The following is a 19,280-nucleotide window of genomic DNA, read 5'->3' as shown; positions in this document are numbered from 1 at the left end:
TGATTCATTCACGACCTGGCCCGTTGCCTTAACCCTTTGACCCGTTTTGTACTAAGGAATTGCTCATGCTTCTGCGTCGCCAACTTGCGCTGCTTGCCCTTGGAATCTCCACAGCGCTCAGCGCACATGCGGCCGTGGATCCGTCCCTGTATCAGGATCTGCACTGGCGCCTGATCGGGCCGTTTCGTGGCGGTCGCGTGCTGACGGCCGCCGGCATTCCCGGGGACAGCCGTCATTTCTATTTCGGTGCCGTGGATGGTGGCGTGTGGGCGACCCAGGATGCCGGGCGTACCTGGCAGCCGATCTTCGACGGTCAGCAGGCAGGTTCGATTGGCGCGTTGGCCTTGGCGCCGTCCGATCCGAACACGATCTACGTGGGCTCGGGTGAAGCCGACATGCGCTCGGACATCGCCCATGGCGATGGCATGTACAAATCGACGGATGCCGGCAAGCACTGGACCCATATCGGCCTGGAAGACACCCGGCAGATCGCCAATGTGCTGGTGGATCCGCGCAACCCCAACGTGGTGTTCACCGCGGCGCTTGGCCATGCCTACGGCGCCAATGCCGAGCGCGGCGTGTTCCGCTCCACTGACGGCGGCACGCATTGGAGCAAGGTGCTGTTCAAGGACGCCGACACCGGCGCGATCGACCTTGCTTTCAAGCCCGGCGACCCCGACACCATCTACGCGGCGCTATGGCAGACGCGGCGCCCACCATGGAGTGTGTACCCACCGTCGGACGGGCCGGGCAGTGGCCTGTACGTATCGCGTGACGGCGGCAGTCACTGGAGCCAGCTGCAAGGCAACGGCTTTCCTGCGCATCCGGGCCGCATCGGCATCGCGGTGGCGCCCAGTCAGCCCAATCGCGTGTATGCCCTGGTCGATGCGGCGCAGGGCGAAGGCGGACTGTACCGATCCGACGATGGCGGCACGCATTGGAAGCACCTCACCGACGATCAGCGTATCTGGAAGCGCGGTTGGTACTTCTCCCGTCTGACCGTCGATCCTAAGAACGCAGATCGCGTCTACGTGATGAATACCATCGTGTTGCGCTCCGACGACGGCGGCAAGCAGTTCATCGCCATGAAGGGCGATCCGACCGGCGACGATTTCCACCAGATGTGGATCGACCCGACCGAGCCGGGTCGACAGATTCTTGGCACCGATCAGGGCGCCGTGATCACCCTCAACGGCGGCAAGACCTGGAGCACCTGGTTCAACCAGCCGACGGCGCAGATCTATCACGTCAGCACGGATAATCGCTTTCCGTATTGGGTCTACGGTGCGCAACAGGATTCCGGCGCGGTGGCGCTACCCAGCCGCGGTGGCGGCGATGGCATCACCATGGAACAGTTCCACGAGATCACGCCCGGCGGCGAGAGCGGCATGATCGCGCCCGATCCGGATGATCCCGATATCGTTTATGGCGGCAACGTCGACAAGCTGGACACGCATAGCGGGCAGGTGCGCGATGTCGATCCCACCCTGGCCTATCCCGCCGCGCATTATCGCGGCGCGTGGACGCTGCCGCTGACCTTCTCCAAACGTGACAGCAAGGTGCTGTACTTCGCCAACCAACGCCTGTTTCGCACGGCCGATGGTGGCGACCACTGGACGCCGATCAGCCCCGACCTGACCCGCGAGGATGCCGGTATACCGTCCAATCTGGACGCAGCCACCGCGGCCGACGATAACCATATCGACGCGCGCCGCGGCGTGATCTACACCATCGCACCCTCGCCGCTCAGCGCCAAGGCGCTGTGGGTGGGCACGGACGACGGGCTGGTCTGGCGTAGCGATGACGACGGGGACCACTGGCGCCAGGTGACGCCGAATGCGCTAACGCCATGGTCCAAGGTCGGTGGCATCGAACCGTCACACTACGACGCCAACGTGGCCTACCTGGCGGTCGACCGCCATCGTCTGGACGACGACGCTCCGTACATCTACCGCACCAATGATGGTGGCAGCAGTTGGACGCGCGTTGACGCCGGCCTTCCCGCCGATAGCTTCGTCAACGTCGTGCGTGAGGATCCCGTGCGCCGGGGCCTGCTCTACGCCGGCACCGAAAAGGGCATCTACGTGTCGTTTGACGACGGTACGCATTGGCAGCCGCTGCAGCAGAACCTGCCGATGACCTCGGTGCGCGACATCGACGTGCATGGCAGCGACCTGGTCATCGCCACGCACGGTCGCGGCTTCTGGATCATGGACAATGTCACGGCGCTGCAGCAGGCCAACGACGTGCGCGCCAACGCGGTCACCTTGTTCAAGCCCGCCGACGCGATTCGCGTGCGCCCGTCCGGCTTCACCGGCACACCGTTCCCGAAGGACGAGCCGATGGCGGCGAACCCGCCCGATGGCGCCGTCATCGATTACGCACTGCCCAAAGGTAGCAAGGGTGCCGTGACGCTGAGCGTGTTCGACGCGCAGGGCAACAAGGTGCGCGGCTTCAGTAGCACCGACCCGGTGACATCGCCGGATGCGGGCAAACTCGAAATGGCGCCGGAATGGGTGCCCGAACCGATACGCCTCTCGACGGCGGCCGGCATGCACCGTTTCGTGTGGGATCTGCATTATCCGCAGCCGGTGGCCGCCACGCCGGATCCCGAGAAGGAAAACCTGGGCGTGTGGGCGGCACCTGGCAGCTATACCGTTGAGCTCAAGGTGGATGGCCACGGCTATCGACAGCCATTGCGGCTACTTGCCGATCCTCGCGTGAAAGTCTCCGAAGCCGGCTTGCAGCGCGAATTCGAGCTGGCGCGCAAGGTAGAGGAGGCGGCCGAGAAAACCGGGGCGGCCACCACGGAAGCCACCCACTTGCTCAAGGAGCTGGATGCACGGCAGGCGCACGCTGACACCACCCTGCACACCCAGATCGCGAGCCTGATGGACAAGACCTTGGACTTGTCCGGAGTCGTGCTGCATCCCGATCCGCGCAACAGCATGGGCGCACCACCTCGGCGCACCGATAGCCTGACTGCGCTCTCGATGAACCTGGCCAAGCTCAAACAAGCGGTCGATGGTGCCGATGCCGATCCCAGCAAGGACGCCCTGGCGTCCTATGCCGCACTCACGCAGACGCTGACGTCAACGCTCGACGCCTGGAAGCAGCTGAAGGAAACCGATCTCGCCGCGATCAACGCACAGCTTAAGGTCGCCGGGCAAAAACCGGTCGCTTGGTGAGATACGTTCGAGGCTACGCGCTTGCCATGGCGTGGCCTCGCTGCAGCCACCGAGCCGGGCGGTGCGCTACTCGATCGGACGATCAGCCCGCTCGCCATGCGCACTGCCTTGCAGCAGCAAAAGATAGCTTGCGGCGGCCCAGCTGAAATTGGTTGATTGATAGCCCTGACCGGTCAGGGGGTCATAGTTCTCATACATCGGGGCCTGGTCGGTCAGGCCCTTGGCGTGGAGCACCAACCGACGCGTCATTTCGTCTGCCTGCTGATCGTAGCCATAGCGCCTCAGCGCCTCGACGCCGAAATAAGCCTGATCCAGCCACACCGGGCCGCGCCAGTAGCCCTTGATGGGTGAAAATCTCGGATCGTCCTTCGCAAGCGTGGGGAAGGGCAGGAACGTGGCGAACTTGTTCGGATCCAGCATCACCTTCACCACGGCCTTGGCCTGATCGGGGTCGGCCACACCCGTCCACAGCGGTGCCCAGCCTTCCGAACCGTAAACACGCACGCGTTCATCTCGGCCAAGCTTGGCATCGAAAAAGTAGCCCAGCGCGGGGTCAAACATGCGCGCCTGGATGGCGCGTCTCATGGCGGCGGCTTCCTCCAGCCATTGTTGTTGATCGTGGCTATTACCCAGTTTCTCAGCGATCTGCGCCAGATCGCGCTTTTCCTCGTACAGATAAGCATTGAGATCGACGGATTCCTGATCGACCGACCATGCCTTCTTTCCATTCGGGAGCATGCGGATGCCATCGAAACGGACGGCATTGTCCATGCCGCTTTCCCACCTCGCCGCCTTCTTGCTGCCGTCGGTCGCTCCAAATTCCGCAAGGCCGTTGTGATCGTGGTCGCGGGCCTCGAACCACCAGCGGTGATAGCGCACCAGCTTGTCGTACATCTCGGCCAGAAAAGCCGTATCGCCGGTAGCGCGATAGATTTTCAGCGTTGCCCAGGCGGCCAGCGGGGGTTTGGAATCCCGCCAGTTGTTGTTGGCCTGATCGCGGAAGACGCAGTCGGGAATCATGCCGTCGGCGGCCTGATAGTCGAACATGGCACGCATTTGATCGCGCGCGAGCTCGGGAGCGAACCGGGCCAGCGCGGCTGCATGTTTCCACGAATCCCAGGCCCAGAATCCGTTGAAGTCAGGGTTGGAATAGGACGGTACGATGCCGTCATGGTGCAGATCGCCCCGCGCGGCTCGCCAGTTACCCAACATCGTCTCCGCCGCCTTGATGGCGACACGTCGTGTCAGGTCATCGGCTAGGCCTGAGACTTCACTGGATGCGATGGACTTGAGGTAACCCGTCCAACGGGCGCGATTTTGCGTCCAGGCTGTAGCGACATCGACAGGTAGTGGCATTCCAGCCTGCGGGTCGACGATCAGGGTTTGATCGACGAAAACCACCACCGTCTGATTCGGCTGCAGATGCAGCGTCTGATGCAGATCGATGCGATAGCTTGTGCCAGAAAGCAGGATGCGGTCGGTGCCTAGGCCGTCGAGGAGAACTCTTGTTGTCAGCTTTGAGCGGGAGCCGGGAAAGGTCTGCACGACGGTGTCACCTTCCTTGGCGATTCCCCCTGTCAGCGAGGGCATCACATGCCCTTCGATACCAAGGTCGATGTCTTGCACCATCGACGAGGTGAGCTCGATCCGCACCAGCGCATGCCACGAATTGGCAAAGAACAGCGTCTGATCCACCGCCAAGGAAGGGGAATGAAAGCGGCGCACCAGGTAGCCCGGAGCGGCGTGACTTTCCAAGGGGACCAGCGCGATGCCCCGATGCGTCGCCGCATCCTGCAGCTGCAATTGCGCCATGCGCGCGCCGGCCCATTCGCCGTTCCCCAGGCTGTGCACAAACGGGCCCGTGAAGCCCGTGGCCAGATCGTTTGCGGGAGGCAAGCTGTAACCATGCCAGGATCCGGCATCAAAAAAGATATTGAAGCTTCGATCTCTGGCGGTCTTGGGTGTGCCGTGGAAATCAAGCACGTCGTCATAGCGGGTGTCCGCGTCGTTCGGAGCCGCCGCCGAATCAGCGCATACGCGGCCGCTTCCAAGCACGCATGCGATCGTGATCGACGCAAGGATCACGCACTTTACGGCTGGATGCATGGAGTGAGGCACTCAGCCCTTTTGCGCGCGCTTGCGGTTGCGCTGCAAGCTGGCGTGCGAGTCGGCAATCATGGTCAGCATGGCCTTGCGCGCGGCTTCGGGTTGCTTGCGCCGGATGGCGTCCAGGACCTTCTGGTGGTGCGGCAAGGAATATTTGAAGTCCCTCACGTTGCGCGCCGACAGCGTGAAGAACGTGCCGAGCGAGGACTCCACCACGGAGAATAGCGATTGCAGCAACTCGTTGCAGGTCGCTTGCAGCACGGCATCGTGGAACTGGAGATCGGCCTCGGTCCACGCCTCGAGCGTCTGCGCGGCTTCCATCGCACGAAAGGATTTTTCGATCTGGACCAGCTGCGCGCTGGTGCGCCGGCGCGCAGCCGAGGCGGCAGCGGCCGGTTCGATGATTTCGCGCATCTCGACCAGCTTGTCGACGAAATCGTCGGTGGGCATGGAGGCGCAACGCCAGGCGAGTACGTCGGCGTCGAGCTGATTCCAGTGACGCTCTTCCAGCACGCGGGCGCCCACGCCCGTGCGTGATTCGATCAAACCCTTCGCGGATAGCACCTTGAGCGCCTCGCGCAGCGCCGTGCGGCTTACCTCAAGGCTTTGCGCCAGCGTCTCTTCGCGCGGCAGCACATCGCCAGGCTTGACCTTACCGCTGACTATGCGCTGGCCGAGCTCGTGCATGACGTGCCCGTAAAGGCTACGGACGGCCTTCGACTTCCTCATGAAATGCTCGCGCTCCCCTGTTCCGACCATGGTCGCCGTGCCGCGCGGCGCGCCGCTCGATGCGATTGTCATACAAATTGACTATAAGCACTTTGCAGCTGCTCTGCCAAGCAGAGTCGCCAGATTCTTTCATTGTCGCGACCGGCCTGCATCAACCGCGACACGCTCCTCGATGACGCGCTGCGATAAGCGACATCCATCGATGACCTGTTCGTGCCGCCACTCCGTCTCTCGCAGCGGGCCATGCAACGCCGATTCGATTCGAGCAAGCGCCTTGTCGCGCACATGATGCGTCGCACAAGCAGGTCGCCGCGTGCCGGAAGCTACTTGCATGATAATCACACAATGTGGTTGCATGCCCCTCATCCGCCGGGCGCCGCGAAGGCGTTCGACAGATGTGATGTGCAGGTGTGATGCGTTCGACCCGGGCCTGCTTGGGCCTGCAAGCGGGGGGCTTGCTGGACGAGAAGCCGGGTGTCGACGACGGAGGCCTGACGAAGAGCGCGAGCCCGCAAGACGCTAACCCTGGGGAGGGGAAGTACGGGGCTCGCTGGCAACGCCTGGGGAGGAATCCCTCCAAGCAGGAGCAGGGCCGCATCGGACCCTACTTCTTGAGGGGGGCAACAAAGCCGCGGGTAGTGGATGGTTCGCCATTTGATGGGGCGAGGCGGTCTCGTATGCGCCGAGAGCCGCCCTATCGGGTTCAGGCAGCCGTCGTTCCGATCATACGAGTCGACAAGATAAGGGGAGATTCTTGCTCATGCGTCAACGTTCACTACCCAGATATGTGCGTCACGTGCTCTACAGTGGCGTGGCGATGGCGCTTTGCACGCCGTTCCCCAGCATCGCGGACGCCGCCGCGCAGCAGGCCACGGGGGATGCCGCCGCCAAACCCGCTTCGTCCTCCACCACGCCCGATACGGCCAAGGCCAAGCAGTTGGGCAACATCGTCGTGACGGCGCAGACCCGCAGCCAGGAAATGCAGCAGGTGCCGATCCCGCTGCAGATCATCACCGCGCAGCAGATCCAGACGCTGGCCGCCACCGATCTGAGCAAGATCGCGATCTTCGTGCCGGGCCTTGGCGTGGACGGCAGCCAGCCGACCCAGCCTTCGTACGAATTGCGCGGCATCAGCACGAGCAACTTCGGCGTCGGCACCGAATCCGCTGTCGGTGTCTACATCGATGGCGTCTATGCCGCCCGCTCCGGCGGCGCCCTGCTGGCTTTCAACGATATCCAGCGCATCGAGGTGCTGAAGGGGCCGCAGGGTACGTTGTTCGGTCGCAACGCCGCGGGTGGCGCGATCTCCATCATTACGAACGAGCCGTCCGACAAGCTGGAAGGCAAGGCCGTGGTGCGTATCGGCAATGAAGGCGAGCGTTACGTCAGCGGGCTGCTCAACCTGCCGATCAACAACGACATGGCGCTGCGCGTCAGCGTGCTCGACAACCAGAGCGACGGCTGGATCAAGAACCAGGCCAACGGTCAGCAGTACGGCAAGAACGACGACTGGGGCACCCGCATCGCTTATCGCTGGAACATCACGCCGGATACGCGCGTGATGCTCTCGTGGGACCATGAGCGGCTCGATCAGCCGCCACGTCCCCAGATCGGCATCGTCCCGCTGTCGAACGACGTCTATCAGCGGCCACCGTTTCCGGCCGATCCATCGACGTTCCTCAATCCCCTGCACGCGCCCCTCTACAACGACGCCATCAATGCGTCCGAGACGCGCACCTTCAACGGGGCCAACCTGGTCGTCGACCATTCCTTCTCGTGGGGTAGCCTGACGTCGACCACGGCATGGCGCGGCTTCGATACCTACAACGACATGGATAACGACGGCACCAATCACGTCGTCAGCTATCTCGACACCGCGAATATCGAGCACAACAACAGCTGGTACCAGGAGTTCAAGCTCGCCGGAAACAACGACCTGATGGACTGGGTCAGCGGCGTGAGCTTCTATTCCGAGCAGGCGCGTCAGGCCAGCCAGGTCAACACGAACACCGACAGCCTGGATACGCTCGCGCAAAACGTCATGGGCGTTGGTTTGCCGCTGACCGAGATCACGCAGAGTCTGCAGGCCATGGGCCTGCCGTTCTCCTTCCTCGGCGATTCCTGGCGGGAACAGATCAACAACAACGGTCGATTCAAGGCCTATGCCGCTTTCGGCGACGTGATCTGGCACGTCACCGACAAGTTTGACCTCACCACCGGTCTTCGCTACACGCAGGATCAGAAGTCCTTTACCTGGTACAACATCCCGCGCCAAGCGCCAGGCTACGACCAGACCCTGGCTGCGCTGCAGGCCAGCGGCATCTACGCCATGTTGCCACCTGCCGCGCAGGGGGCACTGGCGGCGTTCACCACCAATGTCGTTTTCCCGACCGCGGTCGGCCAGTTTGTCCAGGCCGACAACACCTGGCATGACTTCAGCCCGCGCGTGGTGGGCAGCTACAAATTCACTCCCGATGTGATGGGCTACGCCTCCGTCACCAAGGGCTACAAGGCGGGCGGCTACAACAGTCTCGAGATCGGCTCCGCGTATCAGCCGGAAAAGGTCTGGAACTACGAAATCGGCCTGAAGACCGTGGTGCCCGACTACAACCTGCTGTTCAACGCCTCGGCGTACTACTACCGCTACTCGAACCTGCAGTCGAACGTGCTAAACCCGAACTACTCGGGTTCGGGCGTGCCGTTCTACATGGTCAGCACGAGTGATCAGCATGCGCACGGCCTGGAGCTCGAGGCGCAGTGGATACCGATCGATTCGCTGCGACTGAACTTCACCTCCGCCTACATCAACGCCACCTATGTCCATGGGACCTCGACTTCAGGCGTGGACCTGTCGGGCCAGCCCACCGGCGAGCCGTACTTCTCCATGACCACGGGCTTCGATTACACCTGGCATGGCGTCCTCCGCGGCGATCTGGAACTGAACATGCAGTACGCCTACCGCGGCGCGACCCGCTGCAACGCGGACTCGGGAATCCAGGGCGCTTGCTTCTCGACGCCCGCGTTCACCATCGGGCAGTCGAACGAGCGCACCGATGCGCGCCTGGACTGGCATACGCCGGACCGCCGCTGGGGTGTGGGTCTGTACGGCAACAACATCTTTAACAAGCGTTACGTGCTGGGCGTCGGCAACGAAACGACCAGCGTGTTCGGTACGCCCTATGCCACGGTCACGCCGCCGCGAACTTTCGGCATCGAGTTCCGTGCGGCCTTCTGACGCGCCGCGCCCAGTCTGATCGGGAGCCGCCTCGGTGGCTCCCATCCCTACAACGATTACCCGGAAATGGCTCACATGACTTATGAACGGCGCTCTCCGAGCGCTTCCCCGCGACTGCCGAAAGTGACCGCCGTCGCGGCAGCCCTGCTTGCGCTCTTTGTGTTGACGACAGCCTGCGTCGCCAAAGCCGGCGCCTCGCCGATCCCGACCCTCGAGAAGAAGGGCGCGCAGGCACATCTCATCGTCGACGGCGCGCCGTATCTGATCCTTGGCGGACAGGTTCACAACTCCGATACGTCCAACCCAGAAGACCTCAGCAAGGCCATGGACGTGCTGGCAGGCTGGCAAGCCAATACGGTCGAGGTGCCGATCTATTGGGAAGCGATCGAACCTACGCCGGGGCACTACGACTTCAGCTCCGTCGATGTGGCGGTCAACCTGGCGCGCAAGCACGGCTTGCGTGCGGTCTTGCTGTGGTTCGGCACCTGGAAGAACGGTGAGAGCCAGTATGTACCGGACTGGATGAAGGCGGACCAGGCCACCTACCCGCGTGCAAAGGGACCACGAGGTGAGGTCACAACCACCATCTCGCCCTTCAGCCAGGCCGCCATGCAGGCCGATACCAAGGCATTCGCCGCCCTGATGCAGCACATCAAGAGCATCGATCAGTCCCAGCGTACCGTGCTGATGATGCAGGTAGAGAACGAGCCGGGCATCATGAACACCGACCGCGACTATTCGGACGCGGCCAACAAGCAGTTCGAGGCCCCGGTGCCCGCTGCGCTGTTGAGTTACCTGGACGCCCATGGCCAGCAGCTCTCCGCGCGGATGGCGCAGGCGTTGAGCCACGCGCCGAAGACCGGCAACTGGACCCAGGTGTTCGGCGAGAAGGCACCGGAAGCGTTCAGCGCCTGGGCCGTCTCCAATTACGTCAATACGGTCGCCGAAGCCGGCAAGCACGAATACGCGCTGCCGATGTACGTCAACGTCTGGCTGATCGAGGGCGTGGAGCGTCCGGGTCGCTGGCCGAGCGGTGGCGCCACCGTCAACGTGCTCGATGTGTGGAAGGCGGGTGCGCCGGTCATCGACATGCTGTCGCCGGATATCTACTACCCGAAGTTCTACGACGTCGCGGCGCAGTACACCCGGCCAGACAACCCGCTCTATGTGCCGGAAACGAACTTCATCCCGTACTTTGCCGCGTTTGCCTATACCACGTTCGGCGACTTCAACGGCATCGGCTTCACCCCGTTCGGCATCGACGACGTCGTGACCAAGGGCGACATCGGTGCGGCCATCGGCATGCGTTTCCAGGACACCTACAGCGTCCTGCGTCCGCTGCTGCCGCTTATCGCGAGCAAGCAGTACACCGGCAAGCTGCACCCGGTGCTGCAGGGTCTGGGCAACGGGGAGGACTGGAAGCAGTCCGTCCGCCTCACCGATCGACTCGCTGCGAATATCGAGTTCACGGCGACGTTCGACCCGGTCAAGGGCCGCGCGGCGGGCATGATCATCGAGTTGGCCCCGGATGATTTCCTGGTCGTGGGAACGGGTTTTGACGTGGCCTTCCGCGAAATGCAGGGCCCGCTGCGCGATGCGGAGCTGCTCTCGATCGAGGAAGGGACGTTCCAGGGTGACCAGTGGGTTCGCGCACGACGCCTCAACGGCGACGAGCGCCACGTGTCGCTGCCCGACCATTCCATCATCCTGCGCGTGCGTACTGCCAAGTGAGATAGCCGTCCGTTTCGAGTCGTTCGAAACGGGCGCTGCCAAGCCTGGAGCGGTGTCGGGTTCCGAGGGGCGGGCCCGACGCCGCCATCCAGCCAATCAAACATTTGAATCTCGGTGCGCGGACTGGCTCTCGCGCCGACCTGGGGAGGAATAACCATGCGTCTTTCGTATACGGCCTTGTTTGCAGCAGTCCTTTGTCTGGCGCAGGGCGTCGCGCAGGCGGCACCGATCGCGGCGACGCCACCGATGGGCTGGAATAGCTGGAATTTTTTCGCCGAAAAGGTCACTGACGCTGACGTGCGTGCAGCGGCCGACGCCATGGTGGCAACCGGCATGCGCGATGCCGGCTATGTCTACGTCAACATCGACGACGGCTGGCAGGGTCAGCGCGATGCCCATGGCGTGATCCATGCCAATGAACGCTTTCCCGACATGAAGGCGCTCGCTGACTATGTGCACGCACGCGGGCTCAAGCTAGGCATCTACAGCTCGCCGGGCGAGAAAACCTGCGCCGGCTACGCCGGTTCGCTGGGGCACGAGAAGCAGGACGCCAAGACCTATGCCGAATGGGGCGTCGACTACCTCAAATACGATTTGTGCAGTTTTGGCGAGCTGATGAAGGCGCGCGCGCCGAACGATCCGGAACAGCAGATGCGCATGATGCACGAGGCCTACGCCACCATGCGTACGGGGCTCAACGCGGCGGGGCGTCCGATCGTTTACTCGCTGTGCCAGTACGGCGTGGATGCGGTGTGGGAATGGGCGGCCGACCCGAAGGTGGGCGCCAACCTGTGGCGCACCACGGGTGATATCGCGCCGCACGGCGAGTTCGTGTACGCCATCGCCACCATGCAGGCGGGCCTCGCCCATTACGCCGGTCCGGGTCACTGGAACGATCCGGACATGCTGGAAGTGGGCAATGGCGACCTCACCGAGGCTGAGAACCGCACGCACTTCAGCTGGTGGGCGATGCTGGCCGCCCCGCTGTTGGCGGGCAACGACCTGGCCCATATGAAGCCGGAAGTGAAGGACATCCTTACGCGTCGCGAGGTGATTGCGGTCGACCAGGATCCCCTCGGCAAGCAGGGAACGCGTGCCTATACGGACGGTGAGGTCGAAGTGTGGACCAAGCCGCTGAGTCACGGTGGCCTAGCCGTCGCGATCTTCAACGTGGGCGACACGCGCTTTGCCGGCACCCATCCGTTCCTCCTCGATCTCAAGCGCCTTGGCCTGCACGGCAAGCAGCAAGGGACGGACCTGTGGACCGGCAAGGCCGTGAGCCTTGACGATCACCAGGCGATCGGACTGGCGTCCCACGATGTATGGCTGGTGCGCATTGACGCGCCCCACGCCCCGCACTGACGCGTATCGCAAACACAGGAAGCGTCGGCCGATAAAGGCCGACGAGGGGCAAGGATTGCCGCCCAGCACAAACGCCGTGATGGCCACTATGAGGCGAGGTACTGCCAACGTGACGTATGCCTTACTGAAATCGATCAAGCGCGCATTCGTTGGTACGTCGGGCGAGGCATGGCCCCGCACCGAGTCGACAGAGCTGGTGCGACCTCGCCTTGGCGCGGGCCTTGATGGAAGGATGTCCCTGGGTCTCCGCGGCATCCTTGCCATCTGCCTGGTAGGAGCGTTGGCTTGCCCGGTCGAGGAGGTGCACGCGGCGACCTCGGCCACCATCACCATCGAGGGCGATCACTTCGTCCGCGCAGGCAAGCCGCATCAGATCATTTCCGGTTCGATGGACTTCCAGCGCATTCCACGCGCGTATTGGCAGGATCGACTGCGCAAGGCGCGGGCCATGGGCCTGAACACGATCACCACCTATGTCTACTGGAACGCGCTCGAACCGCAGCACGGCAGCTTCGATTTCAGCGGCAACAACGATGTGGCGGCGTTCGTGCACATGGCTCAGCGCGAGGGCCTCGACGTGATCGTTCGTCCCGGCCCCTATGTGTGTGCCGAGTGGGAAGCGGGTGGCTTTCCGGGCTGGTTGTATGCCAATCCGCATCTGCGCGTGCGCACGCAGGATCCGAAATTCCTGCAGCTGGTCGATCAGTATTTCCAGCGACTCGGCAAGGAACTCGCGCCACTGATGGCGGCCCACGGCGGGCCGATCATTGCGGTGCAGGTGGAGAACGAATACGGCTCCTACGGCGATGATCGAACCTATATGGAGGACATCCATCAGGCGCTGATTCGCGCGGGCCTGGGCACCAATTTGATGTTCACCTCCGACGGTGCCGACGGCCTGGCGCACGATGCCCTGCCGGGCGTGCTCGCCGTGGTCAACTTCGGACCCGGCGACGCCAAGAGCGCGTTCGGCAAGCTGAAGGCCTTCCGTCCCGGCCAGCCGATGATGGCCGGTGAGTACTGGGATGGCTGGTTCGACCAGTGGGGCGTGCAACATGTGCATACCGACGCCGACGTGCAAGCCAGGGAGCTGGAGTGGATGCTCGCCCAGGGCTACTCGGTGAACATCTATATGTTCGAAGGCGGCACCACGTTCGGCTTCATGAACGGCGCCAACTTCCACGATGATTCGACCGACCACTACACGCCCGAGACCAGCAGCTACGACTACGACGCGGTGCTCGACGAGGCGGGTCGGCCCAAGCCGAAGTTCGCCAAATTCCGCGAGGTGATTGCCAAGGCTACCGGCGCCACACCACCACCCCTGCCATCGCCGACGTCGATCATCGAACTGCCCGCATTCGCGCTGACCGAGCACGCATCGCTGTGGGACAACCTGCCGGCCCCGATCGCCGTCGATGCGCCGCAGTCGATGGAGCAATTTGGCCAGAACTACGGCTACATCCTCTATCGCACGGAGCTTTCCGGTCCGACCGCGGGGAAACTCTATCTGGGCGAGGTGCGCGATTACGCCGCCGTCTACGTCGACAAGCAATTGATCGGCACGGTGGATCGCCGCTTGAAGCAGGTCGATGTGTCCATCGCCCTTGATGCAGGGCGACACAGCATCGACGTGCTGGTGGAGAACACCGGCCGCGTCAACTATGGGCCACGCCTGGCCGATGGTCGCGCCGGCCTGGTCGATCCCGTGCTGCTCAACGGCAACGAGCTGCACGGCTGGCAGGTATTCCCCTTGCCGATGTCATCGCCGGAGGCCGTACACGGCTGGAGCACGCAGTCGGTGAGCGGTCCTGCCTTCCATCGAGGCAACTTGCATGCGACAAAGCCAGCCGACACGTTCCTGGATGTGAGTGCGTTCGGCAAGGGCGTGTTGTGGGTCAACGGCCACAACCTTGGACGCATGTGGGATATCGGTCCGCAACAGTCACTCTATCTGCCAGGGCCGTGGGTGAAGCAGGGCGACAACGCGGTAGTGGCTTTTGATCTTCAGACACCGAAGCGGGCATCCCTGCGCGGGCTGACGCAGGCGCTCTGGTCCAGCCCACCGGCGCAAGTCTCCGAATGACAACACACCGTGCCGAAGGGCGTCTGCCGGGAACAAGCCAACCCTTTGCGACGCAATGAAATCACCGTCTGACGCCTAGACATGGGTGGCGTTCGGTCCGCCACCGTGTCAACCATCGACAGCTTGGGGAGAGTGCAACATGGTGTCTCGTCGTCAGTTTCTGCAAGGCCTGGGGGCACTCGGCGTGCTCGGCACGCCGCTGTCCGCACTGGCGGAGGGCATGCGCTTTGCCGGAACGCCAGCAGGGGCAGTTGGTGCGCAGTCGCCAGCGACTGGCGTGTCGCAGTACGTCGACGTGTTCGTTGGCACGGCCGGCCATGGCCATACCTTCCCCGGAGCGTCGATGCCGTTCGGCATGGTGCAGCTCAGCCCGGATACCCACGACGTCGGTTGGGATGCGTGCGCCGGATACCACCAGCTCGATGGTTCCATCATGGGCTTTTCGCATACGCACCTCAGCGGTACCGGTGATGGCGACCTGCTCGACGTCCTGGTCATGCCGGCGCAAGGCGCGGTGACGCTGCAACCGGGCGGTCGCGGCCTGCCGGACTCTAACCACCATTCGCGTTACGACGGCGCGGTGAGTCCCGGGGCATCGCTGCCGCCCGACGCGACGCCGCATCCAGGTCAAGGCTACCGCTCGCGTTACGATCGCGCCTCGGAGCATGGGCGTCCGGGCTATTACCGCGTTCACCTGACCGATCACGCCATCCGCGCCGAAATGACCGCCACGCTGCGCGCCGGCATGCATCGGTATACGTTTGAACGCAAGGGCGACGGCCATTTGCTGATCGACCTGGCGCACGGCTTCCACGATCATGCCGAAGTGCCATCCGAGGTCAGCGACGCGCAATTGCGCCTGATCGGCAATGACACCCTGGTCGGCGGACGGCGCGTGCATCAATGGGCCAAGGGCCGTTACCTCTACTTCGCGATGAAGGTCTCGCGGCCGCTCTCGCATGCCACGCTCTATTCGGATGACGTCGCCTTGCCGACCGGCACCACTGAAGCCAAGGGCGCGCACCTGAAGGCCGCTCTTCATATCAGTGACATCGCCAGTGTGCCCTTGCTGGTGAAGGTCGGCATTTCGGCCGTCGATATCGAAGGCGCATTGCGCAACCTCGACACCGAAATGCCGGACTGGGATTTCGAGCGCATCCAACAAGCCGCAGCAGCAGCGTGGGAGCGCGAGCTTGGCCGCATCCGGGTGCAGTCGAAGTCGACGTCCACCTTGCGGAATTTCTACAGCTCGCTCTATCACACCATGCTGGCGCCGACGCTGTTCAGCGATGTCGATGGCCGCTACCGCGGCATGGACGCGAACGTGCACCAGCTTCCCACGGGGCAACACAACTACAGCACCTATTCGTTGTGGGACACCTACCGCGCCCTGCATCCGCTGTTCACGCTGTACCAACCCGAGCGCGTGCCGGACCTGGTCAATTGCCTGGTGCGCATGGCGGTCGAAAGCCCCGATGGCCCACCGATCTGGCCGCTGCAGGGCGTGGAGACCGGCTGCATGATCGGTTATCACTCGGCCGTGGTGATCGCGGAAGCGCTGGCCAAGGGCTTCCAGGGGATCGACTTCGCGAGTGCGTGGCCGGTGTTTCGCCGGCGTGCGATGGAGGACGATTATCGCGGCCTCTACCACTACCGAAAGCTTGGCTACCTGCCCAGCGACAAGGAGGCGGAGGGCGTCAGCAAGACGCTCGAATACGCCTACGACGACTGGGCCGTGGCGCACCTGGCCGACGCCGTGGGCGCGAAGGAGGACGCGACGCAGCTGAGGGAGCGCTCGCGCAACTATCGAACACTTTTCGACAAGAGCATGCAGTTCATGCGCCCGCGTGCCGAGGACGGTCGCTGGCTGGAGCCGTTTAATCCACGCGCGATGGGGCATTCCTCGAGCTGGCGCGACTTCTGCGAATCCAATGCATGGGAGGCCACCTTCCTCAACCAGCACGATGTGTACGCCTACATGAGCCTGTTTGGTGGGCAACAGGCGTTCGAGAGCAAGCTGGATGGATTGTTCACCACGAGCTCCGACTTGCCGGCGGACGCCCCGCCGGATATCGCCGGCATGGTGGGGCAATACGCGCATGGCAATGAGCCCAGCCATCACATGGCCTATCTCTACGCGTATACCGGTGCGCACTACAAAACCCAGCAGCGCGTGCGCCAGCTGATGGAAAGCATGTACGCGCCCGAACCCGATGGTCTAGCAGGTGACGAAGACTGCGGTCAGATGAGCGCCTGGTATGTATTGAGTGCCCTGGGTCTCTACGCCGTGGACCCGGTGAGTCCGCATTACGTCTTCGGCAGTCCGCTGCTCGATGCCGCCGAGATCGAGCTCAGCGGCGGGCGCAAGCTGGCCATTCGGACTGTCGGCAACGGACCGGACCGGCCCTATATCCAGGCAGTGCACTGGAACGGCCAGCCGTGGACGCGCAGCTGGATCGGCCATGCCGATCTGGCACAAGGCGGCGCGCTGGAGTTCCAGATGTCCGCCACGCCGAACAAGCTGTTTGGCGCGTCGTTGGCCGACCGGCCACCGTCGTTCGATTTGCCGGCCAGCGAAGCACCGGCGGCGGCAGGTTAGGCGCGCGGCCGCTGACTCAGCGCTTTCCCGCTTCGGCGGGATCGCCATAGATGATGCCGCGTCCGCTGGTGCCGAGATAGACGCGGCCAAACAGGCGCGGATCGCCGGTGATCATGCTGATCTGGCCGTATCGATGGGCGTCGTCGTCGATGCGCTGCCAATGCTGTCCGTCATCGGTGGAACGGAAGATGCCTTGTTCGCCATCGCGCTTGCCGGCGGCGTATAGCGTTGCCTGCGATCGACCCGGCGCCGGCATGCCAAAGCCGAAGGCATCCACGCTACCCAGTTCGCGGGCGCTGGCGAGACGCGTGCCGGCGTCGTTGCCGAGCAGCAAACCATCCTGGCTGGACACATAAACCCGGCCGGCGACGTCGGGTGAGGCCTGCAGGCGCAGATGCGCGGCTGCGGCCGCGAACGCGCCCAGGTCACCATGGATCGGCTCAAAATGCGCGCCGCCGTCGTGACTGGCGAACAGTGCTTTCCGTTCCGCGTCGACCGCGTAGTAGCGCTGCGGGTCGAGGCGATCGGCGACCACGCGCAGATGGCCTTCCAGTCCGTCGATCAGCTGCCAGTGTTGGCCGAAGTCGGTCGTGAGATAGCCGTGCCTTGCTTCGCGCGGAAACCACAGTACGCGCTTCGCGTCCGCCGCGATGGCGATGCTGCCGCCACCGACGCCTTCCATGTCGGCCGGTTCGCTGGCGAAGGCCTGCCAATGGCTGCCGCCATCGGTGGAGTAGGCCGCGCGGACGGCCGGGCCAAACGGCTTGCGCAGCCAGCCGCTGCGCACGATCACGTTCGGCTTGCGGCCGGCATAGTCGACGTCGTCGGCATCCGCGTAACGCGGAGGCCCGGTGAACTGCGGCGGTGCCACGTCGAGATCATCGTGGCGGTAACCGTCCTGGTCATACATCGCACTGATCAGATAGGCACCGGCGGGCGGGCTGATGATGGCCTTGGCGACGATTTCCTCCAGGCCTTGATCGAGGAATTGCCAGTGCACCGTGCCGCCATGGTCAAGCTGGCCCAGGTCATTCGCTGCCCAGACGCCGTAGCCGGTGACGAACCACACGCGATCGGCGTCGTGGTCGATGGCGATAGAGGCGATCCAGTGCGGCGTGTGTTCCGACAGCCACACCGGATGTTCGGTGTCGAACTGCGACTGCGCGAACACTTCCCGCCAATGCCGGCCACCGTCGGTGCTGCGAAAGAGCAAATCCTTGGGCGTGTAATGCGCGAACGTGGAGGTCATCACCACTTGCGGGTTGCTTGCATCCACCGCAATGCCATCCCAGCCAAAGCCACTGGGATGGCCCGCCTTACGCGGCAGTGGCGTGATGTCGACCCATTGGCCGTTCGCCGGTGTGAATTTCCACACCGCGCCATCGTGCACGCTGTCCGGGCCGGGCTCGTCGCCGTAAGTGAGGTAGTAAGCGCCATCGCCGGCGCGCAGCATGTGGTGGGGGCGCAGACCAGCGGGCTGCCCTTCGACGGCGCTCCAACTCTGGCCGCCATCGTTGGAGTGATAGAGGCTAGTGTCTTGAGTGGAAACGCCGGCATACATGCTGCGGCTGGGGTGCCCGGGGGTGCCGCTGGTGGGATCAAACACGACGAACACGATACCCACCGGCTGCGTGCGTGACCCGTGGGCCGCGTTGGTGCTGGCGCTGGTAGCGACCGACGGGAAGCGGTCCACTTTCGTCCAGTGCGCGCCATGGTCCGCGCTACGCCACAAGCCGGCGGTGCGCGAACCCAGGAACAGAACGCGACCATCGTTGGGATCGACCGCGAGACGTTCGCCGTTGTTGCGGCCCTGCTCGTTGCCGCCCATCGGAAACGGCAGGTCGCTGCGGCTGAAATGGGCGCCGCGATCGGTGGAAATGAGTACCGCGCCGTTGCCGGCGCCGGGGTGGGTGTAGGTGCCGGTCAGCAGGTACAGGCGATCGGCGTCGTGCGGATCGACGGCGAGGCTGTCCACGCCATAGAGATTATTGTCGGCAGCCGGAAGCCAGTCTTGCAGCGGCGTCCATTGCGCGCGCGCCTGGTCCCAGCGATACGCGCCACCGACATCGGTGCGCGCGTACAGCAGGCCATCGGCGGCGGGCTGGTAGAGCAAGCCGCTGACGAAGCCACCGCCACCCATACGAACATTGGTGTAGCGGTACTCGACTGCGTTGTCGCTTGCATGCGTGTGCATGCAAGCGACTCCAAGCAGACAGGCAAGCATCCAGCGGCTTGCCTTTTGAC

At 63.7% G+C, this 19,280-nt stretch carries 9 protein-coding genes and 1 pseudogene; 7 read left to right on the top strand and 3 right to left on the bottom strand.

The annotated features are described in order from the left end of the window. Positions 1–65 precede the first annotated feature (65 nt). Entirely contained in the window at positions 66–3,188 is a 3,123-nt protein-coding gene (locus ACT01B_RS19925; RefSeq protein WP_445144939.1) for a WD40/YVTN/BNR-like repeat-containing protein, read from the top strand. A 66-nt stretch (positions 3,189–3,254) separates the two neighbouring features. On the opposite strand, the gene ACT01B_RS19920 is transcribed toward ACT01B_RS19925, so the two are convergent. Both ACT01B_RS19920 and ACT01B_RS19915 read right to left on the bottom strand, forming a co-directional pair. After that, positions 3,255–5,294: an MGH1-like glycoside hydrolase domain-containing protein gene (locus ACT01B_RS19920; protein ID WP_445144938.1), complete on the bottom strand. Its 2,040-nt coding sequence runs from the start codon at positions 5,292–5,294 to the stop codon at positions 3,255–3,257. Positions 5,295–5,306: 12 nt separating this feature from the next. Next, entirely contained in the window at positions 5,307–6,023 is a 717-nt protein-coding gene (locus ACT01B_RS19915) for a FadR/GntR family transcriptional regulator (protein WP_445144937.1), read from the bottom strand. A 760-nt stretch (positions 6,024–6,783) separates the two neighbouring features. Here ACT01B_RS19915 and ACT01B_RS19910 point away from each other — a divergent pair. The 6 genes and pseudogenes from ACT01B_RS19910 to ACT01B_RS19885 all read left to right on the top strand — a co-directional run bounded on the left by ACT01B_RS19910 (position 6,784) and on the right by ACT01B_RS19885 (position 17,036). Further along, entirely contained in the window at positions 6,784–9,258 is a 2,475-nt protein-coding gene (locus ACT01B_RS19910; RefSeq protein ID WP_445144936.1) for a TonB-dependent receptor, read from the top strand. A gap of 75 nt (positions 9,259–9,333) precedes the next feature. After that, a complete protein-coding gene (locus ACT01B_RS19905) occupies positions 9,334–10,989 on the top strand; it encodes a GH35 family beta-galactosidase (protein WP_445144935.1) in 1,656 nt (551 codons plus the stop codon). A 156-nt stretch (positions 10,990–11,145) separates the two neighbouring features. After that, positions 11,146–12,000: pseudogene (locus tag ACT01B_RS19900) on the top strand (glycoside hydrolase family 27 protein); the annotation flags it as partial. Then, the gene (locus ACT01B_RS19895) at positions 12,001–12,351 is read left to right on the top strand and encodes an alpha-galactosidase (RefSeq protein WP_445147537.1); all 351 of its coding nucleotides are present in this window, start codon (positions 12,001–12,003) and stop codon (positions 12,349–12,351) included. 232 nt (positions 12,352–12,583) lie between these two features. Next, on the top strand, positions 12,584–14,437 hold the full coding sequence (locus ACT01B_RS19890) for a glycoside hydrolase family 35 protein (RefSeq protein WP_445144934.1): 1,854 nt from the start codon (positions 12,584–12,586) through the stop codon (positions 14,435–14,437). A gap of 139 nt (positions 14,438–14,576) precedes the next feature. Further along, positions 14,577–17,036 (top strand): GH92 family glycosyl hydrolase, encoded by a 2,460-nt coding sequence (locus ACT01B_RS19885; RefSeq protein ID WP_445144933.1) that lies wholly within the window; start codon positions 14,577–14,579, stop codon positions 17,034–17,036. Between the two features lie 16 nt (positions 17,037–17,052). Here the strand turns inward: ACT01B_RS19885 and ACT01B_RS19880 are convergent, their stop codons facing one another. Further along, entirely contained in the window at positions 17,053–19,230 is a 2,178-nt protein-coding gene (locus ACT01B_RS19880; protein ID WP_445144932.1) for a cellulase, read from the bottom strand. Positions 19,231–19,280 lie beyond the last annotated feature (50 nt).

The sequence above is a fragment of the Dyella sp. Tek66A03 genome, from assembly GCF_052567735.1.
Note: the sequence above shows the minus strand (reverse complement) of the source record. Positions and strands in the feature narration are given on the sequence as shown.